Annotated in this window: 20 protein-coding genes; 13 read left to right on the top strand and 7 right to left on the bottom strand. The window is 70.5% G+C overall.

All coding sequences use genetic code 11. The features are described 5' to 3' along the window. The first annotated feature begins 35 nt into the window (after nt 1–35). Nucleotides 36–914 carry a sigma-70 family RNA polymerase sigma factor gene (locus EL493_RS19110; protein ID WP_019046919.1) on the top strand — a complete coding sequence of 293 codons (879 nt, stop codon included), beginning with the start codon at nt 36–38 and terminating at the stop codon, nt 912–914. A 96-nt stretch (nt 915–1,010) separates the two neighbouring features. Here the strand turns inward: EL493_RS19110 and EL493_RS19105 are convergent, their stop codons facing one another. Next, the gene (locus tag EL493_RS19105) at nt 1,011–1,487 is read right to left on the bottom strand and encodes an HAD-IIIC family phosphatase (protein ID WP_019046918.1); all 477 of its coding nucleotides are present in this window, start codon (nt 1,485–1,487) and stop codon (nt 1,011–1,013) included. 209 nt (nt 1,488–1,696) lie between these two features. Between EL493_RS19105 and EL493_RS19100 the strand changes: the two genes are divergently transcribed. Further along, nucleotides 1,697–2,920: a PucR family transcriptional regulator gene (locus EL493_RS19100; protein ID WP_019046917.1), complete on the top strand. Its 1,224-nt coding sequence runs from the start codon at nt 1,697–1,699 to the stop codon at nt 2,918–2,920. Nucleotides 2,921–2,973: 53 nt separating this feature from the next. Here EL493_RS19100 and EL493_RS19095 read toward each other — a convergent pair whose 3' ends face one another. Further along, complete coding sequence (locus EL493_RS19095) at nt 2,974–4,161, bottom strand: esterase/lipase family protein (RefSeq protein ID WP_022566936.1); 1,188 nt, start codon at nt 4,159–4,161, stop codon at nt 2,974–2,976. A gap of 344 nt (nt 4,162–4,505) precedes the next feature. Here EL493_RS19095 and EL493_RS19090 point away from each other — a divergent pair, with 344 nt between their 5' ends. Beyond that, the gene (locus EL493_RS19090; RefSeq protein WP_019046915.1) at nt 4,506–6,056 is read left to right on the top strand and encodes an acyl-CoA carboxylase subunit beta; all 1,551 of its coding nucleotides are present in this window, start codon (nt 4,506–4,508) and stop codon (nt 6,054–6,056) included. Nucleotides 6,057–6,068: 12 nt separating this feature from the next. Here the strand turns inward: EL493_RS19090 and EL493_RS19085 are convergent, their stop codons facing one another. Both EL493_RS19085 and EL493_RS19080 read right to left on the bottom strand, forming a co-directional pair. Next, complete coding sequence (locus tag EL493_RS19085; protein ID WP_022566937.1) at nt 6,069–7,442, bottom strand: lipase family protein; 1,374 nt, start codon at nt 7,440–7,442, stop codon at nt 6,069–6,071. A gap of 236 nt (nt 7,443–7,678) precedes the next feature. Then, nucleotides 7,679–8,908, bottom strand: coding sequence for a lipase family protein (locus tag EL493_RS19080; protein ID WP_019046913.1), 1,230 nt, complete (start codon nt 8,906–8,908; stop codon nt 7,679–7,681). 220 nt (nt 8,909–9,128) lie between these two features. Between EL493_RS19080 and EL493_RS19075 the strand changes: the two genes are divergently transcribed. The 4 genes from EL493_RS19075 to EL493_RS19060 all read left to right on the top strand — a co-directional run bounded on the left by EL493_RS19075 (nt 9,129) and on the right by EL493_RS19060 (nt 11,246). Beyond that, a complete protein-coding gene (locus tag EL493_RS19075) occupies nt 9,129–9,383 on the top strand; it encodes a hypothetical protein (RefSeq protein ID WP_019046912.1) in 255 nt (84 codons plus the stop codon). Nucleotides 9,384–9,470: 87 nt separating this feature from the next. Beyond that, nucleotides 9,471–9,956 carry a DUF2599 domain-containing protein gene (locus EL493_RS19070; RefSeq protein ID WP_019046911.1) on the top strand — a complete coding sequence of 162 codons (486 nt, stop codon included), beginning with the start codon at nt 9,471–9,473 and terminating at the stop codon, nt 9,954–9,956. A gap of 31 nt (nt 9,957–9,987) precedes the next feature. Continuing rightward, the gene (locus EL493_RS19065) at nt 9,988–10,644 is read left to right on the top strand and encodes an SDR family oxidoreductase (protein WP_019046910.1); all 657 of its coding nucleotides are present in this window, start codon (nt 9,988–9,990) and stop codon (nt 10,642–10,644) included. 347 nt (nt 10,645–10,991) lie between these two features. Further along, nucleotides 10,992–11,246 carry a hypothetical protein gene (locus EL493_RS19060; RefSeq protein ID WP_019046909.1) on the top strand — a complete coding sequence of 85 codons (255 nt, stop codon included), beginning with the start codon at nt 10,992–10,994 and terminating at the stop codon, nt 11,244–11,246. A 54-nt stretch (nt 11,247–11,300) separates the two neighbouring features. On the opposite strand, the gene EL493_RS19055 is transcribed toward EL493_RS19060, so the two are convergent. Further along, nucleotides 11,301–12,143 (bottom strand): helix-turn-helix domain-containing protein, encoded by an 843-nt coding sequence (locus EL493_RS19055; protein WP_019046908.1) that lies wholly within the window; start codon nt 12,141–12,143, stop codon nt 11,301–11,303. A gap of 18 nt (nt 12,144–12,161) precedes the next feature. Beyond that, nucleotides 12,162–12,386, bottom strand: coding sequence for a DUF397 domain-containing protein (locus EL493_RS19050; protein WP_019046907.1), 225 nt, complete (start codon nt 12,384–12,386; stop codon nt 12,162–12,164). 363 nt (nt 12,387–12,749) lie between these two features. Here EL493_RS19050 and EL493_RS19045 point away from each other — a divergent pair, with 363 nt between their 5' ends. The 6 genes from EL493_RS19045 (at nt 12,750) to EL493_RS19020 (ending at nt 18,865) form a co-directional block, all read left to right on the top strand. After that, complete coding sequence (locus EL493_RS19045; protein WP_022566940.1) at nt 12,750–12,983, top strand: hypothetical protein; 234 nt, start codon at nt 12,750–12,752, stop codon at nt 12,981–12,983. Nucleotides 12,984–13,072: 89 nt separating this feature from the next. Further along, entirely contained in the window at nt 13,073–13,507 is a 435-nt protein-coding gene (locus EL493_RS19040) for a CBS domain-containing protein (protein WP_019046905.1), read from the top strand. 73 nt (nt 13,508–13,580) lie between these two features. Further along, nucleotides 13,581–14,858: an aminotransferase class V-fold PLP-dependent enzyme gene (locus EL493_RS19035; protein WP_019046904.1), complete on the top strand. Its 1,278-nt coding sequence runs from the start codon at nt 13,581–13,583 to the stop codon at nt 14,856–14,858. A 31-nt stretch (nt 14,859–14,889) separates the two neighbouring features. Continuing rightward, entirely contained in the window at nt 14,890–16,143 is a 1,254-nt protein-coding gene (locus EL493_RS19030; RefSeq protein ID WP_022566942.1) for a heavy-metal-associated domain-containing protein, read from the top strand. Then, entirely contained in the window at nt 16,140–17,549 is a 1,410-nt protein-coding gene (locus EL493_RS19025) for a type III PLP-dependent enzyme domain-containing protein (protein WP_019046902.1), read from the top strand. The genes EL493_RS19030 and EL493_RS19025 overlap by 4 nt, the downstream gene beginning before the upstream one ends. Beyond that, a complete protein-coding gene (locus EL493_RS19020) occupies nt 17,549–18,865 on the top strand; it encodes a pyridoxal-phosphate dependent enzyme (protein WP_019046901.1) in 1,317 nt (438 codons plus the stop codon). The genes EL493_RS19025 and EL493_RS19020 overlap by 1 nt, the downstream gene beginning before the upstream one ends. Here the strand turns inward: EL493_RS19020 and EL493_RS19015 are convergent, their stop codons facing one another. Beyond that, complete coding sequence (locus tag EL493_RS19015; protein WP_019046900.1) at nt 18,866–20,407, bottom strand: condensation domain-containing protein; 1,542 nt, start codon at nt 20,405–20,407, stop codon at nt 18,866–18,868. It abuts the gene before it with no gap. Nucleotides 20,408–20,447: the final 40 nt, after the last annotated feature.

Below are 20,447 nucleotides of genomic sequence, written 5' to 3'. Positions count from 1 at the left end.
ATCTGTTGACGTACCGCCCGGCCGAAAGGTGACCGATGCACCCCGAATCGCTCGCCCGCGCCGTCGAACAACGCCGCGACCGGCTGCGCGGCATCGCCTACCGAATGCTGGGATCGGCCGCCGAAACCGACGACGTGCTGCAGGAGGCGTGGTTGCGCCTGCAGCGAGTGCGCGTCGAGGAGATCGCCGATCTCGACGCCTGGCTCACCACCGTCGTGTCCCGGCTCTGCCTGGACCACCTGCGTGCCCGCGCGCACCGGGCCGAAACCGCCGAACTGCCCGAGGAACGCGCGATCGGCCCGGGCAGCGATCCCGCCGACGAGGCCCTGCTCGCCGACGCGGTGGGGCGGGCGTTGCTGGTGGTGCTCGACGCGCTCGGGCCCGCCGAGCGCGTGGCGTTCGTGCTGCACGACCTGTTCGCGGTGCCGTTCGCCGACATCGCCCCGGTGCTCGGGCGCACCCCGGACACGACCAAGAAGCTCGCCAGCCGCGCCCGGCAGCGGGTCAGCGCGCCCGCCCGGATCGACGCGGCGGCCGATCTGCGCGAACAGCAGGTCGCGGTGGCGGCATTCCTGAAGGCGGCGCGGGAGGGTGACCTGGGTGAACTCCTCGCGGTCCTGGCGCCGGACGTGGTGCGCACCGCCGATCCGGCCGCGCTGCCGCCGGGGATGGCGGCGATGGTGCGCGGCGCGGCCGCGGTGGCCGAGGGCACGGTCGTGCTGCGGCAGCGGTCCCGCGAGGCCGTCCTCCTGCTGGTCGACGGTCGACCGGGACTGGTCGTGGTGCGAACGGGCAGGCCGCTGTTCGCGGTGACGTTCACCGTGCGGGCCGGGCGGATCGCGGCCTACGACGTGGTCGCGACACCGGATCGGCTCGCCGGCCTCAGCTTCGCGTTGCTGCCGGACCCGGCCTGATCATCCCGCCCGGTTTTGGCACACGATGCACGTTTGCAGGCAGTGCGTGTGCGCACACCCTGCGAGATCGCAGGGCGCGCAAGGGGATCGGGCCGGTCAGAGGGCGGGCACGCGGGCGAAGCCGAGCGGCGGCGTCGGCACGGGGCCCGAGCGCAGCTCGTGCCGGAAGTCGGGCAGCAACGGCAGCATCTCGACATTGCGGGCCGCGTAGCAGCGCACCATCGGCAGCGCACGTGACACCTCGGCGCGCTCGACCGGCTCGGCGTCGAGGAACGCCATGCCCTCCAGTCCCAGGCCCAGGGTGTCGGCGATCCGCACGATCGCGGCCGACTTGCGGCCCCACCCGACCTCGACCGCCGAGAACATCTCGTACAGCCCGTGCCGGTACAGCGTGCGCAACGTGCGTGTGCGGTCGCCACGGGCCGCGACGGCGTGCAGCACGCCGCGCTCGCTCAGCTTGGTGAGCGTGCGCAGCGCCGGTGGGCGCAGCGTCGTGCTGGTGGCGTCGTGGACCACACCGTCCCACAGGGTTTCGTCCAGTTCCCAGACCAGACAACGGACGGCAGGTCGCATGCAGTGCCCCCTATCGGTTCGTTCCGGCGCGGAGAACTCTACAACCACTCATAGCGCTGGACCAGACTTGTGACCGCTCACCAAGCGGGCACCCGAGCATGGGTGCCCTACCCATTACGTGACGTTCCATTCCGGTATCAGCGCCCGTTCGTTAGGGTGAAGTCGCTGGCCAGCGGGGGCAGAGCCGAACTTGGGCGAAGGGAACACAGATGTCGGTCGAGAATCCACCCCGGCAGTCGCTGACCATCTCGGGTCAGCCGATGTCGTCACCGCTGAAGGATGTCCGCACCCTCTCCCGGCAGATGGTCGGCCATTTCGTCGCCAATGTCGCCCCCTGCGGCACCCTGCCCGGCGACGCGATCTCCGGCGACGTCACCACCATCACCCGCATCTGCCTCGAATTCGCGGTCAGCATGCTCGACGGCCGCGACATCCCCAGCAAGCTGCAGCGACTGCAGGACGCGGCCAGCGGCTGGGCCCGCGAGGGTGTCCCGATCGACACCATCCACCACTCCATCGCCGAGGGGTTCAAGATCGGCCTCGACCTCGTCGTCGCCAACGCCTCGGTGAAGGACTACGACAACCTCGTCGACGGGGTGAAGATGGTGATGGAGATGCTCGACACCATCACCTCGCAGGTGTCGCTGGCCTACGTGCGCGAGCTGCGCGGCGTCGTGAGCGAACACCACACCGCGGTCCACACGCTGACCTCGGCACTGCTGGGCGGGCACAGCACCTCCACGATGGCGCGCGAATGCGGCATCGCGATCGCCGAGACCTACGCCGTTCTCGCGCTGGCGATCCCGCCGCACCGCGAGGAGGCCAATCCGGCGCTGGACTCGCAGGTCGTCGCCCGGCGCAAGCTGCGCCGGGTGCAGGCCGAACTGGCCAAGCGCTGCGGCGACTCGGCGCTGTCGCTGCTCAGCGTCGACGGCGGGACGGTGCTCATCCCGGCCGACACGTTCGACCGCGAGGGACTCGCCGCCCTGGTCGCCCAGCTCTCGCAGGCCGCACAGGTGGGTATCACCGCCGCCCTGGTCGAGACCAGCACCACCGGTGTTCCCGATGCCGCCGATCAGGCCCACGAACTGCTCGACATGGTGCAGCGTCTCGAGGTGACCTCGGGTCTGTACCGCTTCGACGAGCTCGCCCTGGAATACCAGCTCACCCGGCCAGGGCCCGGGCGCGAGTTCCTCGGTTCGCTGCTCGATCCGCTGGATCAGTACCCGGAACTGCTGGAGACCCTGCAGCGACATATCGCCAACAATCTCAACCGGCAGCGCACCGCCCGGGTCCTGCACGTGCACACCAATACCGTCGACTACCGGCTCAAGCGGATCGGCCAGCTCACCGGTTTCGATCCCACCCAGCCCTCGGGCCTGTGGTACCTGCGGTCGGCGCTGGTCGCCCGCAGTTACCGTTCGGCCGCCTGAGCCGCACACGCCGAAGGCGCTGTCCGTGTCACGGACAGCGCCTTCGGTCGTTCTCAGAGGGAGCCGCCACCTCCGACCAGCCAGGGGTTGAACTCGCACACCAGGTTCGGGCTGCTCGCGGGGTCGAGCGCGCGCAGCGCGATCGACAGCGCCCGCGGCGAGTACATCATCGTCAGATGGTCGGACACGTCCTGTTCGCACCCTTCCTGCAGGGTGATGTTGGTGACGGTGGCCCCCGGGCCCGGCTTCAGGAAGGTCAGGTCGTAGGGGTTGGTGACCTCGTCGTAGCGGGTGCCGACCACGGTGTAGTCGACGCCGGGCACGGTGTCGCCGTTGGCGTTGAGCGTGTTGACGAAGTCCGAGCCGATGGTCTGCTGGATACCGGCGTGCCCGACGAAGATCTCGATCAGGCCGAGGATGTCGATGCCGGCGTTGTTGATCATGCGGCCCAGTGCGCCGATGCCGTCGAGGCTGGTCCCGTGGTGGGTGGCGCCGAAGGTGATCAGGTTCTTCACCTTGGCCGCGCCACCGTCGAACTTGGTGTACCAGTTGCCCAGGGCGCCGCCCTGCGAGTGCGCGATGATGTCGACCTCGGACGAGCCGGTGGCCGCGAGCACCCGGTCGACGAAGGTGGCGACCTGCTTGGACGAGTCCTGGATGTAGCCGGTGCCCATGACGCCGGGCAGCAGCGAGCCGAGGCCACCGCCTTCGACCAGGCCGGAGCGGCCGTAGTTGAAGGTGAACGTGCAGTAGCCCGCGTCCTTGATCGGCTGGCCCATGTAGGCGTAGCCGTTGTAGGCGTTCATCCAGGTGCCGTGCAGCAGCACGACGGGCCGGGGATGCTCGGCGGTGGGCTTGCAGCTCCAGTCGTTGGCACCGGGCGGGGACACGTCGCCGTTGCCGAGGCCGTAGGCGAACGCGGCCAGCCAGGAGGTCTGCGAGGGTCCGTAACCGGCGGTGTCGGTGGACTTCCCGCCCGAGGAGCCGGAGCTCGAGCCCGAACCGCCGTAGCAGTTGCCCGAACCGTTGCCCGAACCGGCGCCACTGCCCGAGGTGCAGGCGGAGCCACTGCCGGGGCCGGCCACCTCGCGGCCGGCGGAGATCAGATCGGCGAGTTGCTGCTCGGTCGGCGCCGGGCTCGGAGACGCGGCGGCCCCCGATCCGGTGAGCGCGACGGCGAGCGCACCGACGCCGGTGAGCACCGCCGTCTGTAGCGTCCGTCTGCGACTGGGAGATTTCATCGTTGGCGTATCTTCCTGTGCGATCCGAGAAATACGAATGGCTTTGTCGAAACCGGAACGAACATAAGTCGCCGAAAACGCTTGATTTCCACCGTTTCCGGGTTTCTGGGCAGGTCACCACCGCTCGTCGAATACCGCCATGACGCGGCACAGGAATTTTTCGCCGGGCACGGCCGTGCGGTCCGCACCATCCACAGACGCTATCGTTCACCGGACGACACGGCACATCACCTCGCATTTTGCCGGTCAAACCGGTGAAATGCTGACACTTCACAGTGTTCTGCCGCTACGCTCGTGACCGTCGCCAACGACGGCGAAGAATTGTTCGAAGGGCAAGACCACCGATGAGCGTGACGCGCGAAAAACTGGACCAGCTACGGGATATTCTCGAGCTCGCCGAGGAACCGGCCGGTGAAATCGGCATCGCGAAACGCAAATCGAAGGAAATCCCGAGCGCGCGCGAGCGGGTGCGCGCCCTGCTCGACGCGGGCAGTTTCGTCGAGATGGGCAAATTGGTGCGCCAGCCCGGCCGCGCCGACGCGATGTACGGCGACGGCGTGGTGACCGGACGCGGCGAGATCGACGGCAGGCCGGTGGTGGTGATCGCCCACGACCAGACCGTCTTCGGCGGTTCGGTCGGCGAGATGTTCGGCCGCAAGGTCGCCGCCGCACTGGATTTCGCGCTGGCCACCCTGTGCCCGGTGGTCGCGATCAACGATTCCGGCGGCGCCCGCATCCAGGACGCGGTGACCTCGCTGGCCTGGTACGCGATGATGAGCCGCCGCCAGGAACAGCTGTCGGGCCTGGTGCCGCAGGTCTCGATCATGCTCGGCAAATGCGCGGCCGGATCGGTGTACGCGCCGGTGAACACCGACGTGCTGATCGCCACCGAGCAGTCCTACATGTTCGTCACCGGGCCGGAGGTGATCAAGGAGGTCACCGGCGAGAGCGTGACGATGGAGGAACTGGGCGGCGCGCGGGTACAGGCCGACAACGGCACCATCCACCATGTCGCCGCCGACGAGGCCGCCGCCTTCGCCTGGGCGCGTGCCTACCTGAGCTACATGCCCACCAGCTGCAACGAGCTCCCGCCGATCGTCAATCCGGGGCTGGAACCGGAGCTCACCGCCACCGACCGCGAGCTGGACACGATCATTCCCGATGCCGATCGCACCGGTTACGACATGTACGACATCCTGCTGCGCCTGTTCGACGACGGCGAGTTCCACGAGATGAGTGCCGCCACCGCGGCCAACCTGATCACCGGATTCGCCCGGGTGGACGGGCGGCCGGTCGGCGTGGTGGCCAACCAGCCGCTGGTGCTCGGCGGCGCGCTCGACGCCAAGTGCTCGGACAAGGCGACCCATTTCATCCGGCTCTGCGATGCCTTCCGGATCCCGCTGGTATTCGTCGTCGACACCCCGGGCGTGCTGCCCGGCGTGGACGAGGAACGCAACGGCGTGATCAAGCGCGGCGGCCGCTTCTTCCGCGCGGTCATCGAGGCGACCGTGCCGATCGTGACCGTGGTGGTGCGCAAGGCCTACGGCGGCGGCTACGCGGTGATGGGCTGCAAGCAGCTCGGCGCCGACCTGAGCCTGGCCTGGCCTACCGCCCGGATCGCGGTCATGGGCGCCGAGAGCGCGGTCGGGATCGTAGGCAGACGGCAGCTCGAGCAGGTGCCGGCCGATGACCGGCCCGCCGCGCGGCAGTACCTGATCGACCAGTACAACGCGGCGGTCGCGACGCCGTGGATCGCGGCCGAACGCGGCTACATCGACGCGGTGATCGAGCCCGCGCAGACCCGGCTCGAGATCCGCCACGCGCTGCGGCTGCTGCGCGAGAAGGAGGCGACGGTACGGCCCAATCCGCGCAAGCACCCGCTGTTCCCGGTGTGAGCCGGTCGCGGTTCAGCATTCGCTGCGGGCCGCGACCCCCTGCAACCGTTCGTCGAGCCACAGCATCGCCTCCGGATAGCCGGTCGCCGCGCCGATCACATGTTCGCCGAACACGCTGCGGTACACCGCGTTCGCGCCGAGCGCGCACTGTTCGTTGTACAGATTGCGTGCGCCGGCGGCCGGGATCCAGAACTCCTGTTCGCCGTTGTAGATGTAGAGCGGGGTGGCCGAGCGCATCCCGGCCATCCGGGTGATCTCGTAGATGCTGGTGGCCAGGTCCGAACGCAGCGGGTCGGTGATGTTCGCGCCGACGTCGATGGGCAGGTGCAGAATGCCGGGCACCGCGAACACGCTGACGCACTGGTCCTTCATCGGCGAGGTGGCCACCCAGCGGGCGAGGTTGTTCATCGCGGCCAGGATCTCGGGCCGTTCCCGCCCGATCGCGAAGGTGGCCGCCATGAAGATGCCGGAGGCGAGGTTGGCGTTCATGCTGCGCGAGAGGATCTCGAAGTCGGCGGGGACACCGCCCAGCGCGGCCCCGACGATCGCGTCGGCGAGTTCGGGCGCGTAGGAGTCGATGAGCTTGGTCGCGCCGTGGGTGGCGATGGCGCCGCCGGAGTAGCCGGTCATCGCGAAGCGGCTCGTGCCGAACGCCGCCGGGTCGACGCCGCGCACCGCCCGGATCCCGTCGAGCACCGCGTGCCCGGCGACATACGGCTCGGCGTAGGCCATCCACGGCCCCTCGTGATCGGGGACGAGTACGGCATAGCCGCGCAGGGCGGCGAGCTGGGTGGTCGGCGGGATGAACTCGGTGCTGCTGGAATGCAGGTTCAGGCCGTGGGACAGGGTGTATCCCGGGGTGCACTCGCGGCCGAGCGCGTCGATGGGCAGGTTGTTGACCAGCACGGGGCGGTCGCCTTCGCCGGTCCAGTCGGCGGCGGGCACCAGCAGGGTCGCGGTGGCGTAGGACGGGCGGCCGTGCGCGTCCTCGGTGCGGTACTTCAGCAGCGAGGCCGACCGCAGCGGAACCAGGGTGAGCGGACCCGCGGTCGCCAGGACGTCGCGGGATTCGATCACCTCGCCCGGTGCGAAGTCGGCCAGGTTCGCCGGCCAGTGATCGAAGATCGGATCGCCGACCGGGGACGGGAGGACGGCCGCCCGCAGGGCCGCCAGCTCGGCGTCGGGGTCGGCGGCGGTGCCGCCGGAGGGCTGGATCGGGGACGGCAGCACCTGATCGATCCAGCGTTGCAGATCGGGCAGGAATCCCGGCGTTCCCGGATGCGGCACCGGCGATTCCGGTGTCGGGGGCGGATCGGCCGCGGCGGAGCCTGCGGCGAACGAGCAGAGCAGCAACAGCGAACAGACCAACACACGCACAGATCGCATGGCACACACGCCTTCGGGTGGCAACGTCGGATTCGTCGTGACGTGTGGCGATGCGGTGCTTCGTCTCCCGCCGAACCTCCCCCAGTGCGCCCCTCGTCCGATCATCTGACGGTACGCCGTGACCACCCCGCCGAATCGGCGTCGTGCCCGAGTCGTGACGCAAAGCGGCACGATCGCAACAACAATCGGCCCGGATCCGCGTCGGGGCTACGGATCCGGGCCGATCGACACCGGGCTCAGCAGGTACTGGGCGCCGGTTCCCCCTGCAGCCGCGCGTCGAGCCAGCGCAGCGCCGACGGCAGACCCAGCACGGCTGCGGTCAGATGGTCCGGGGTGGGGGTCGACTCGGTGACCACTGGTGTCCCCGCGGCGCACCAGCGCCGGGTCGTGGCGGTGATCGCGTCGACCGGGATGAGCGCGTCGGTGGGCGAATGCCATTCGAACACCGGCATGCTCGGCGCGCCGGGGTAGAGCGCGAGGCTGTTCTCCTCCACCACCGCCCGCGCCTGCGGATCGTCGACCATCGAGGTGGTGGCCGCGAAATCGAGGATGCCGCGTCCGGCGCCCGCGCCGAGGATGTCGTTGGTGCAGGCATCGGCGATCGACGCGCGGGCGGCCAGACCACGCGCGTTCATCTGGTCGCTGATCGGAAAGCGTTGCGGATACTCGCGTTCCAGGCCGATACCGGCGGCCAGGGCCAGGCCGAACACCGGATGCGCGCCGAACCCCAGCCCTTCCAGCATCGACACCAGGTTCATCGGCACTCCGCCCATGGCCGCACCCGCGATCGGCAGTTCGGGCGCGTAGGTGGGCTGCAGCGCCGCGGCCCACGCGGTCGCCATGCCGCCACCGGAGTAACCCGCCATCGCCACCCGGCTGCCGGCGATCTGCAGTTCCTCGACCTGACGCACCGCCCTGATCCCGTCGAGGGTGACCTGACCGCCCAATTTCGCCGCGCCGTAGGCGAACTGGGGACCGAGGTGATCGGGCAGTGCCAGGGTCCAGCCCCGGCGCAGCGCGACGTTCCAGAAGATCGCCTCGCGCACCATCAGATTCGGGTCGTCGGTGTAGAGCACCTTCGACACCGAGCACTGCATACCGAGCCCGTTGATGATGTGCTGATACGACAGCACCGGCTCGTCGCGGCGATGCCCGGCCGGTTGCAGCACGGTCGTCGTCGCGGCGATCGGGTCGCCCGCGGAGTTGGTCGAGCGGAACTTCACCAGGGTGATCCTGGTGTCCGGGAACATCGCCAGCGGCGGCATCGCCCGCACCTCCAGCACGTCGCCGGGGCTGCTGGCGGACAGGTCGGCGGGCTGGGCGTAGAAGGGATCGGGGTCGGCGGTCGGATACAGTGGCGCCGCGTCGGCGGGCAGGGCAGGCAGTGCGGCCAGCACCAGCGCCACGGCGGTCGTCAGCAGTGTGCGGCGCGGTCTCGTGTGTCGTGTCCCGGCAATCCGGATCATCCCCGGCGTCCCTCCCGTGTCGCTGTGGTCGGGTCCGATACTGACCTCCGTCGCGGCCCGGCGGAACCCCCGCGCGAGGACATCGGCGGAGCTCACAAGCACCGTCCCGGTCACTTGTGACCGGAGTAAAGCCCTGATCGGAACGTGTTCTCGCCCGCGGTTCGGGCCCTACCGTCGAGTAGGAAGGCGCTCTCAGCAGTGCCGGGCAAAGGAGCACGCCATGATTCCCCTCGAAGACGAGAGCATCGCCGCCCCCTCCTCGCGGATCGACCGCGGTGAGATACCGACCCGGCGGATCACGGTGTACTTCGACGGCCCGACCCCGCAGGACGCGCTCGCCCTCGAATACGCGGCGACCTCGGCCGAGGCCTGGGAATTCACCACCGCCGCCGTGCACGCCGGCCTGCTGGTGACCGTCGACGGCGGGGTGCATCCCGCGCTGCGGCGGCTCCCCTGCCGGTCGCTGTGGCATTGAGCCCGGCGGCGCCACCCGGCTCGCCGCACTAGGCTGGCCGGGGTGGCCTCGTCCCCGGGGCCACCCCGGCGGACGAAAGGGCGTGGCGTGACACGGTGGCACCTCGGCCTGGCCGCGCTCGCGCTGGCCGCCCTGACGGGGTGTGCCGCCACCGCCGCCGAGGAGGCGACGCCGGTCGTCACGACGACCACCACGACGACGCGGCCGGCGAGCAAACCGCCCGCGACCATCGCACCGCCGACCACCACCGTCGACGTGTACGCCGACCTGCCGCTGATCGACCACGTGACCTGGACCGAGACGACCGACGGGCCCCGCCTGCTGGTGGTCCCGACGGTGGCGGGCCGCCGCACCACCACCCCGGGCAACGACGAACGCGCGTGGCAGGAGGTCCTCGTCCTCGACGCCGGGGCCGACGCGCCGGGAATGCGGGACCAGTTCGTCTGCCACTGGGTGTGGGCGAGGATGGTGGCGCCCGACAAGCCGAGCTGGAATCTCGAACCGTGGCGACCGGCCGTCGGTTATCAGGCCACGGTGTCGGCCAATTGCAATCCCGGCGGTCCGGAGCGCTGAGGGCCGCCGCCCCGTCCGAAAGGAGCATCGCATGCGCATCGTCGTCGCCGGTGGCCACGGCAAGATCGCTCTGCTGCTGGCCCAGCTGCTGACCCGCCGCGGTGACCAGGTCCACGCGCTCATCCGCGATCCCGGCCAGGCCGCCGACATCACCGCGACCGGTGGTGTCCCGGTCATCTACGACATGGAACGCGACAGCACCGCCGATCTGACCGACGCGATCACCGGGTCCGACGCCGTGGTGTTCGCCGCGGGCGCGGGGGCGGGCAGCGGCGTGGACCGCAAATACAGCGTCGACCTCGGCGGATCGGTCCAGCTGGCCGACGCCGCCGAAGCCGCGGGCGTCCGGCGCTTCGTGCAGATCTCGACGATGGGCGCCGGCGCGCCGCCCGCGCCGGGCCGCGGCGAGGTGTGGGCCGCCTATATCGACGCCAAGACCAAGGCAGAAGACGATCTGCGGGCCCGGCCGCTGGACTGGACGATCCTGCGTCCCGGCATGCTCACCGACGCTGCAGGCAACGGTCTGGTCACGCTCGGACCGCCGCCGATCGCGCGTGGCCCGGTGCCCCGCGCCGACGTCGCCGCGACGCTCGCATCGATCTTGGTCGCGGACAACACTTTTCGGCGCACCCTCGAACTGGTCGCCGGAACCGAGCCGATCGCGGCGGCCGTGTCGGAAATTCGATAGCCGAAAATTAACTATCGCAACATAATTCGCGGGCCCGCCGGTTTCGCCGAACCGGCGGCGCACGGGTTCGAGTTCCGGATCGGCAATGAACCGCCGGTCACGACGTTATGCCCGCCACGACATGGGCGCAGCCGGTCCCCGACCCCCGGATTCGCCGCTCAGAAGCCGGGAAACGCGGCGCATCGAGACGGAATCGATCGTGCAGATGTGCTTGCATCTGAAAGTCCCTCCGTCCTAAACTCAGGGCCGCAACACAATTCAGGGGATAGTCAGGGGAGGCCGCGAGCGGCACACCTGAGGATATATTTGCCTTGGGTTTGCCACTGCCTAAACACAGGGGCGTTCACATGAACAACACCAACGGCCGATACGGCCTCGCTGATCGCGCAGCGAAAACCCACCCCGTCACCGCCAGGTGCTCCAGGGAAACCGCGGTCGCCTATGTCATCGACGCGGTGGAATCCACCGGCGCGGCGACTCGCAACGATTTCGACATCGACCGGATCGTGACCACCGCGCACGAACTGGCCGACGACTGGGACCTGCAGCTGCTGGCCCCCGACACCTTCTGGCGCATCGCCGCCGGCTGCATCCGATACTGAGACCGCGAGGGGTACCGGATACCGAGCGTGCCCGGTATCCGGTACCCCGTGGCGTCAGGCGCGGTCGGCGTACTCCAGCAGGATCTCGCGCGAGCGGTCCGGGCGTTCGGCCTGCACGCTCAGCTGGTCCATGACCGACAGGTACAGCGCCAGATCCTGCCTGCGCTCGAGATACAGCGCGCTGGTGAGCTGCTCCAGATACACGATGTCGGGCAGTTCGGGCTCGGCGAACCGCAGAATGCTGAAGGAACTGCCCGCCGCGGCGGGACCACCCGCGGAGTACGGCAGCACCTGCACGGTCACATTCGGCATCGCCGACATCTCGGCCAGGTACCGCAACTGCGCGCGGTGTACCTCGCGCCCGCCGACGGGGCGGTGCAGCACGGCCTCGTCGATCACCGCCCACACCACCGGCGGCTCAGGCCGGTGCAGAACGTCCTGGCGCCGCTGCCGGACCTGGACGCGGCGTTCGGTGTCGGCGTCGTCGAAGCCGAGTGTCACCATCGCCCTGGTGTACTCCGGGGTCTGCAGCAGACCCGGGACCAGCTGGGCCTCGTAGGTGCGGATCTGGCTGGCGGCCTGCTCCAGCCCGAGGTAGGTGCTGAACCAGGACGGCAGCAGATCGCTGTAGCGGTGCCACCAGCCCGGTTCACTTGCCTGCCTGGCCAGTTCGAAGAAGGACTCCCTGATGTCGCGTTCCTTGAATCCGGTGCGTCCCAGTTCGAGCCGGCTGATCTTGGCGTGTGAGCCACGGATCGCGTCACCGGCCGCTTCGCGGGTGATGCCTTTGCTCTCGCGCAATTTGCGCAACTGGCCACCGAGGGCGATACGCAGCACGGTAGGGCCGCGGTCGACAACCGGTTGCACGCGACCGATCTCGTCGGGTTCAGCCGTCATGAACGCCGATATTACCGATCACCGGGTCAAGTAGTCGAACTCTCCGGCCTTCGCGCCGCGGATGAAAGCGTCGATCTCGGGCCGGGTGTAGAAGATCACCGAGCCGTGCGGGTCGCGCGAGTTGCGCACGGCGACCGAACCGTCGGTCGCCTCGGCAACCTCGACGCAATTGCCGCTGGGGTTGCTGAAGGTGCTCTTGCGCCAGGCGCCGACGCCGGGCCGTTCCCGCTGATCATGGTGCATTCCGGACACGTCACACTCCTCGTTCTCTCATGATGCCCATCAGGACGAACGTTGCATATGCACGCACAAACGTTCTTGCATTTGCACTGTGCGCACGGGACATTAACACGCTCCCGACCTTGTCGCACCGGTCGGTACTTACCCGACGACACGACCTGGGCGGGCCCCGAGAGGTGACGTCCAGTCCCCTGAATTCGCAAGCGCCGCAACCCGATCAGCAACCCGACACGCCCGAATCGACAGTGCAGATGTTCTTGCATCTGCAAACGACAGACCCGTAGACTCAGGCCGCAAGATCACCGGAAGGGACCCTCGGCAGCACCAGCCGGACCGGCCTTCCGCCGCGTATGCGAGGGGCCTCGAATGAGCACGCCGTTTCGAACACCCCGCCGGGTCTCGGCCGGAACAGCCGGCCTCGAGGTCCCGCGATACCTGGGCGCCGCGGGCGCGCCGTCGGGATCGTGTAGCGACGAGCCGCACGGGCTCACCTATCGACAGGCCCGCGAGATGCTGCGCCAGCACGATGTGCACGGACCCCAGTGCAGGCAGTGGCTGGCCGCCGCGGCCTATCTGTCCGCGGGGCTGGACGACGAATAGCCGGTTGTGACGTCTCCGTGCTGGTCAGGCCCGTGCCGCCGGAGGCATCCTGAAAGGGAACGGTCGGGGCGAACACGGGTGAGCGGCACATGCGGATAGCGGAGATCCTGCGCAACAAGGGCACGGCAGTGACGACGGTCCCGCCGCAGACCACGGTGCGCACCCTGCTCACGGCGCTGGCCGAGCACAATATCGGCGCGGTGGTGGTCTCCCCCGACGGCGTGGTCATCGAGGGCATCGTCTCCGAGCGCGACGTGGTGCGCCACCTCGAACGGCGCGGCGCCCCGCTGCTCGACCGCCCGGTCGCCGAGATCATGACCAGCCGGGTGCGGACCTGCGGCCCCGACGAGGACGTCTCCTCGCTGCGCGCGGTGATGACCGAACACCGGATCCGGCACATGCCGGTGGTCGAGAACGAGCGGTTGATCGGCATCGTCAGCATCGGCGACGTGGTGAAGAGCGAGATCACCGAACTCGCCACCGAGCGCGGCCACCTGGTCGACTACCTGCAGGGGAAGTACTGACCGCCGGGCCGAAAAGCGTTGCCCGCGAGAATTCTTCGTCGTCCGTACCAGAAAAGTGCGTATCGTTGACCGGGTGCACCCCCTCCGGCCCGAGCTCGCCGCTGTCCCGGTGATCCGGCACGCGCCGACCCCGGTGCCCGCCTCGGTGCGCGCGCGTTTTCCCGCCCTGGCCGATCCCGCGGTGGTCTATCTCGACAGCGCAGCGACCACCCAGAAACCCGAGACCGTCATCGCGGCCGTCACCGGCTATCACACCGCGCACACCGCCAACGCCGGTCGCGGCACCTACGCCTGGGCCACCTCGCTCACCGCGCGGATCGCCGCGATCCGCAGCCGGGCCGCCGCCTTCGTCGGCGCCGGGCACGCCGACGAGATCGTCTTCACCAGCGGCGCCACCGCGGCGCTGGGCGCGGTGGCGCACAGCTGGGGCCTGGCCGCGCTGGCCGACGGTGACGAGATCCTCTACAACCCGGCCGATCACGCGGCCAATGTGCTGCCCTGGCATCACCTGCGCGACACCCTGGCCCGCTTCGGGCGCCGGATCGTGCTGCGTCCCTACCGCAGCAATGCCGCGGGCGAGGCCGATGTCGAGGACATCCTGGCCCAGGTGGGTCCACGGACCCGGCTGATCACCACCAGCCACCTGCACCACGTCTACGGCGGGCTCACCACGCTCGAGGAACTGCGCGGCCGCATCGATCCGGAGATCCTGCTGTGCTTCGACTGCGCGCAGAGCGGCGGGCACCTGCCGGTGGACGTGCGGGATCTGGGCGCGGACTTCGCGGTGTTCGCCGGGCACAAGATGTTCGGCGCGCCCGGAGTCGGCCTGCTGTATTGCCGCCGCCGGGTGCACGCGCAGCTGCGCCCCTTCCTGCCGGGCGGGCACTCCGGGGTGACGATCGGGCCGGACGGGCTCGTCGGCTCGGGCATGCCGGAACTGCTCGAGGGCGGAACCCAGAACATCCCCGGAATACTGTCCCTCGCACCGGCTTTCGATCTGCTCGACGAGCTGGACCCGACGGCGGTGGCCGCCCACAACCGCGAGCTGACGCTGCGGTTGATCGCCGGGTTGCGGCCGGTGCCGGGGGTGGAGTTCCTGCCCGGGCCCGCACACGCGGGGTGCGCGGTGGGATACGGGATCGTCTCGTTCACCCTCGACGGGATCAGCGCCACCGACCTGGGCTTCGTCCTGGCCGAGTCCGGGTTCCTGGTGCGCACCGGGGCGCACTGCGTGCCGGGGGCCGACGCCGGGGACGGTTCGGTCCGGGTGAGCACCCATCTCTACAACACCCTCGACGAGATCGACCGATTCGTCGCCTGTGTGGCCGGCATCGCCGGGCACGGGCGCTGAGCACTCCCTGTCCCGAGCCGAGGAGGAACGAATGGGTACGACCCCAGCGCCACGGTACGACCGCCGCGCCGCGTCCCGCATTCTCGCCCGCATGGCCGCGCCCGGCCTGTTCGCCGCGGCCGAACCACCCACGTCCACCCGGATCACGATCCGCGCCACGGCCTTGCGGTTCGAGGACGGCGCCGCGCTGACGCAGTCGCAGCGGATGTACCTCGAGCGGTTCATGCGCCCGTGCCGCCCCGATCAGGTCACCAGCGCGACCCACCGCATCACCTGGACCGACAGCGCCGGCGTCCCCAACACCGGCTATGTGCGCACCGGCGGCGCCGGGCCCGAACTCGCGGTCGTCGCACGCGAGACCGTCCTGGCGTTATGGGGATCGCTGGCGGCGGCAGGGCTGCCCGGGCGCGCGGCCGCGCTCACCGCACCGGATCTGGCCGTGCTCACGGGCACCACCACCGACCACGATCCGCACGAGATCTTCCGGGTGGGGGTGGAGGCCACGGCCCGCGCGCTCACCCAGCACGGGCTGGTCGCGGCGGACACCCCGTATCGCGGCATCGTCGAGTTCGCGCGGGGGCTGCGCGATTCCGGGATCTTCGCCGCGGTGGCGACCCGCTGGTTCTGGGAGCTGCAGGCCTCGACGTACCGGCGCGGCATGATCCCGGTGCGGCTGGCCGGCCAGCCCGACGGCAGTGTCCGCTACACGGCGGACTCGATCGCCGTGCTGCGCGCCATGAAGGACGCCACCATCGCCGACGCGCACGCGGTGATGCATCGCGCCGTCACCGAGGAGGGGCTCGACCCCGAGGCCGCCGTCGCCAAGTACCACGACGACCTGGATCTCATCTCGCGCCAATACGCCCTGCTGCCCGCGGGCAGCCGACCCGCGTGCCTGGCCGCCGCGCCGCAGGCGGTCGACGGGACCTCGGTGCATGTGCTGGCCACCGTCGTCGACCGATTCGTGGAGACCTTCGCCGCGCTGGCGGACACGGTGGAACTGGTCCACGACACCGCCGAACGGGAACCGGCCGGCGGGCCTCTCGGGGACGACGGCGTGTTCTTCGTGCCCGACATGAGCTGCAAGCACTGCGTTCGCACCATCACCGCGCTGCTCGAGTCGATGGACATCCCGGTCGTGGAGATCGACCTGGAGACCAAGCGAGTGCTCGCCCGGATCCGCAGTCCACGACACCGGTTCCGGGTGTTCGAGGCACTGCGGGACGGGGGCTACAACCCGGTCGACGAGGTACCTGCCCCGGCTCCGGGCGCGGCGGTGGGATGACCCCGCCCGCGGTGCCGCCCGCGCTCCACCCCGTGGTCGCGGAGTTCCTCGCCGACCGGTCCGCCGTGCGCGCCGTCCTGGACGAGTACGGTTCGCCGGTCCATCTGGTGTTCCCGCAGGTGTTCGACGCCAACCTGGCCGCGTTGCGCGCGGTCCTCGAGACCGGCGCGAGCCGCTACCGGATCTGCTACGCGCACAAGGTGAATCGCTCGTCCACCTTCGCCCGCGCGGCCGCCGCGGCCGGGATCGCCGTCGACGTGGCCTCGGCCCGGGAACTGCGCGCGGCACAGCACGCGGGCTTTCCCGCCGACCGGATCGAGGTGACCGGCCCGAAAGGGACCGCGCTGCTGCGCGCGGCGCTGGCGGCGGGCGTCACCGTCAATGTCGACAATCTGTGGGAGCTGGCCACCCTCGCCGAAACCGCCACCGGACACGTGCCGGTGCTGCTGCGGATCTCCGGCTTCCCCGGCAGCGCACCGAGCCGGTTCGGGATCGACCTCGCCGACATCGGCGCCGCCTTCGACCTGCTGACCCGGCACCCGGACCGGCTGCGGCTGCTCGGCTTCGCCTTCCATCTCGACACCGCCGACACCGCCGAGCGGGTGCGGGCGGTCGCGGCCTGTCTGGATCTCGTCGAACAGGCCTACGGCCACGGACTGAGCCCGACGGTGCTCGACATCGGCGGCGGACTGCGTCAGGTCTTCACCGCCGACGCGGCGGCCTACGACGCCTACGATCACGCCCTGCGCGCCGGGCTGCTCGGCCACGGCCCGGCACTGCACTGGGGCAGCGCGACCTTCGGCTATCACGTCGGAGACGGCGCGGTGCACGGCGGACCGGTGTTCCACAAGTACGCCAATACCGATCCCGCCGACCGGATTCTCGCCGAACTGCTCGCGGCGCCGCTGCCCGGACACGGCGGGCGGGCGCTGGGCCGGGTACTGGCCGACAATCTGCTGGAGCTGTGGCTCGAGCCCGGCAAGGCGCTGGTCGACCGGGCCGGGATCACGCTCGCCCAGGTGGAGTTCGTCAAACGCGCGGGTACCGGGGCGACGCTGGTCCATCTGGATCTGAGCCGCGACACCGTGACCGCCGCCGATCAGGAGGTGCTCATCGATCCCCTCGTCCTGGCCGAACCGGCGATTGCCGATCCGCTCGGGGTGTACTTCGCCGGCCGGCTGTGTCTCGAGCGCGACCTGATCACCCAGCGGCAGGTGCGGGTGGCGGGCCTCCCGGCCCCGGGCGACCCGGTGGTGTTCGCCAATACCGGTGCCTATCACATGGATCTGTCCGCAGCCCGCGCCGGCATGCACCCCGAGGTGCCGAAAGTCGCCGTGCGGCAGTCCGACAGCGGATTCGTCCTGTGCCCCGACGCGGATCTGCTGCCCGGCGGGGAGGGGGCGTGATGGTGTACACCCACATCACCGAGCTGATCGGCAACACTCCCCTGCTGCGTCTCGACCCGGCCGTGCACGCCCTCGACGGGGTCGAGCTCTACGCGAAGCTGGAGTCGCACAATCCGTTCGGCTCGGTCAAGGACCGGGTGGCCTGGGCGATGATCCGCGACGACCTGGACCGGATCGCCGCGGGCGGGCAGTCGTTCATCGAGGCCTCCAGCGGCAACACCGCCAAGGCGCTGCGGGTGCTGGGCGCGCTGCACGGCATTCCGCTGCGCGCGGTGACCAACCGGATCAGGGTGGCCGAGGTGCGCCAGCTGCTGCAGCTGCTCGGCACCGAGATCGTGGAGCTGCCTGGCCTGTCCGAATGCCCCGATCCGCAAGCGGCCGACGACGTGTCGGCGGTCATCGCGCAGACCATCGGGCAGGCGCCGCGGCGCTGGTTCCATCCGTCGCAGTACACGAACGAACGCAATATCGCCGCGCATCACGACGGCACCGGCACCGAGATCGCGGCCGACCTCGCCGACGCGGGCGTCGGTCACGTGGATGTCCTGATCGGCGGGCTCGGCACCACCGGCTCCACCCGCGGCACCGCCACCGCGCTGCGCGCCCACCACCCCGAGCTACGGACCGTGGGCGTGGTGTCGGACCGGTTCGACTTCATTCCCGGCATCCGGTCCGAACGGGAGATGTGGGATGTGGGGCTGTTCCGGCCGGATTTCTACGACGAGATCGTCACCGTCGACTCGGCCGCCGCCATCGAGGCGACCCTCGCGCTGATCCGCGGCTACGGCGTCCTGGCCGGACCGACCAGCGGCGCGGGGTACGCGGCCGCGCTGCGCACCCTGGCCGCCGCGCCCCGCCCGACCGACCGGCCGCTGGTGGCGGTACTCATCGTCTGCGACCGGCTCGAGCCGTACCTGTCCTATATCGCCAAACGCAGGCCCGATCTGTTCGGCACCACCGCACCCGCACCCCCGAGCCCCGACGACACCGCCGCCGCGCCAACCCTCACCCCCGCCGCGCTGGCCGAGCTCGACCGGACCGGCAGGCCCACCGTCGTCGACACCCGCGGGGCGATGGCCTATCGCGTGGGCCATGTGCCCGGCGCGATCAACCTCCGCGACGATCAGCTCGACGAGCTGCTCGCCCAGGGCGTCCCGTTCCCACGGTCCCGGCCGGTCGTGTTCGTGTGCCCGGTCGGCGAGACCTCGCTGCGCTTCGCCGCCGTCGCCCATCGCGCCGGGTACGAGGCGTTCAGCCTCGCCGGTGGCATCGTCGCCTGGCGCGACGCCGGCTATCCGCTCGAACGCGGCGCGTGATCAGACCAGCACCCGGGCCGCGCGCCGGGCCCGCCCGAGCGAACCACGCCTGCCCGCGGTCGCCAGCAGCACCGGCAGCGGTCCGCGGTAGCCGTCGGCGAGCAGGCCGACCACCGCCCGGAAGCGGGTGACGAACCGGTGCGCGGTCTCCTCGTCGAAGCGGGCGACCGGGTACCGGAACGAGCCGTCGATGCCGGCCGGCGCGCCCAGCGGGTCGTAGTGGTCGGTGAGCCCGAACTCGAGATCGTGTTTGGCCCGCACCACCCCGGTCGGCACCTCCGTGATCGACAACCCGGGTGCCGCGGATTCGGTGGCGCCCCTGGCCGACTCGGCGCGCTGCAGGATCAGCGTCGCCTGGAACAGCGGCAGCGATCCGTCCTGGAGCAGGCACCGCTTGAGCCGCGGGTTGGGTGTGTCGGGGTGCGCGTAGGCGGCCAGCGCCACCCGGCGGACCTGCTCGATCAGTTCGTCGACATCGCGCGCCCGGTCCAGGCGCACCCGCATCAGCACGTCGTCGGAGAAGTTGCCGACCAGCTCGCCGAGCAGGCGGTGATCGCGCCCCGACACCGCGGTGGCCACCGTGACATCGGCACTGCGGGCGAACGCGCCCACCGTCACCGCGAACGCCGCCTGCAACACCATGAACAGGCTCACCCGGCCGTCCTGGGCCAGCCGCAGCAATCCGGCGTGGGTACGCGCGTCGAACGCGACCGGGACGAGCGCGCCCGCCGCCGGGTCGTCCGCGGGCAGCCGCTGTTCCCGGGCGGGCAGATCCAGCAGCGCGGGCCGTCCGGCGAGCGCGTTGGCCCAGTACCGCAGCTGGTGGCTGGCCCGGCTCCACTCGTCGGTGAACTCGCCCAGCTGGTCGTGCTTCCACAGCGTGTAGTCGGTGTAGGTGACCGGCAGCGGCGACCAGTCCGGCGCGGCCCCGGCGCGCGCGGCCAGGTAGGCGGTCACCAGGTCCCGGGTCAGCGGGCCCATCGAGCGTCCGTCGACCGAGATGTGGTGCACGACCAGCACCAGCACCACGTCGTCGGGACCCAGGACGTACAGCCGCGCCCGCACCGGGATCTCGCGGGTGAGATCGAAGGGACGGGCGGCCAGGTCGGCGACGGCGGGAGCGAGGCCGGCCTCCGCGATCGGCTGGTCGGCGACGTCGAGGTCGACCTCGCCGAGCTCGACGACGCGCTGGGCGGGCCCCCGGTCGGTGGCCGGATAGATCGTGCGCAGCGGTTCGTGCCGGGCGACAAGGCATTCCAGCGCCGTCCGCAGGGCCGGCACCTGCACGCCCGCGCCGCGCAGACGCAGCGCCCGGGCGACGTTCCAGTCCGCCGAGCGCCCGAGCCGGGCCGCGTGCCACATGCGTTCCTGGGCGGGAGCCAGGGGCACGAAGGCCGGGCGCGCCCGGGGCGCGAGCACGGCGACCGGCGGTGCGGGCGGCCGGAAACACACCGGATCGGCGCCGGTGCGCAGTGGTGCTGTCAGGACGCCGCGACCGGCGTCGTATCCCCCCGACCTGATCCCCGTACCGGGGTCGAACACTCGCACCAACCTCCACACCGTTCCGAACAGTTTCGGAACG

Origin of the sequence: Nocardia asteroides (assembly GCF_900637185.1) — a bacterium.
Taxonomy (GTDB): domain Bacteria; phylum Actinomycetota; class Actinomycetes; order Mycobacteriales; family Mycobacteriaceae; genus Nocardia; species Nocardia asteroides.
Note: the sequence above shows the minus strand (reverse complement) of the source record. Positions and strands in the feature narration are given on the sequence as shown.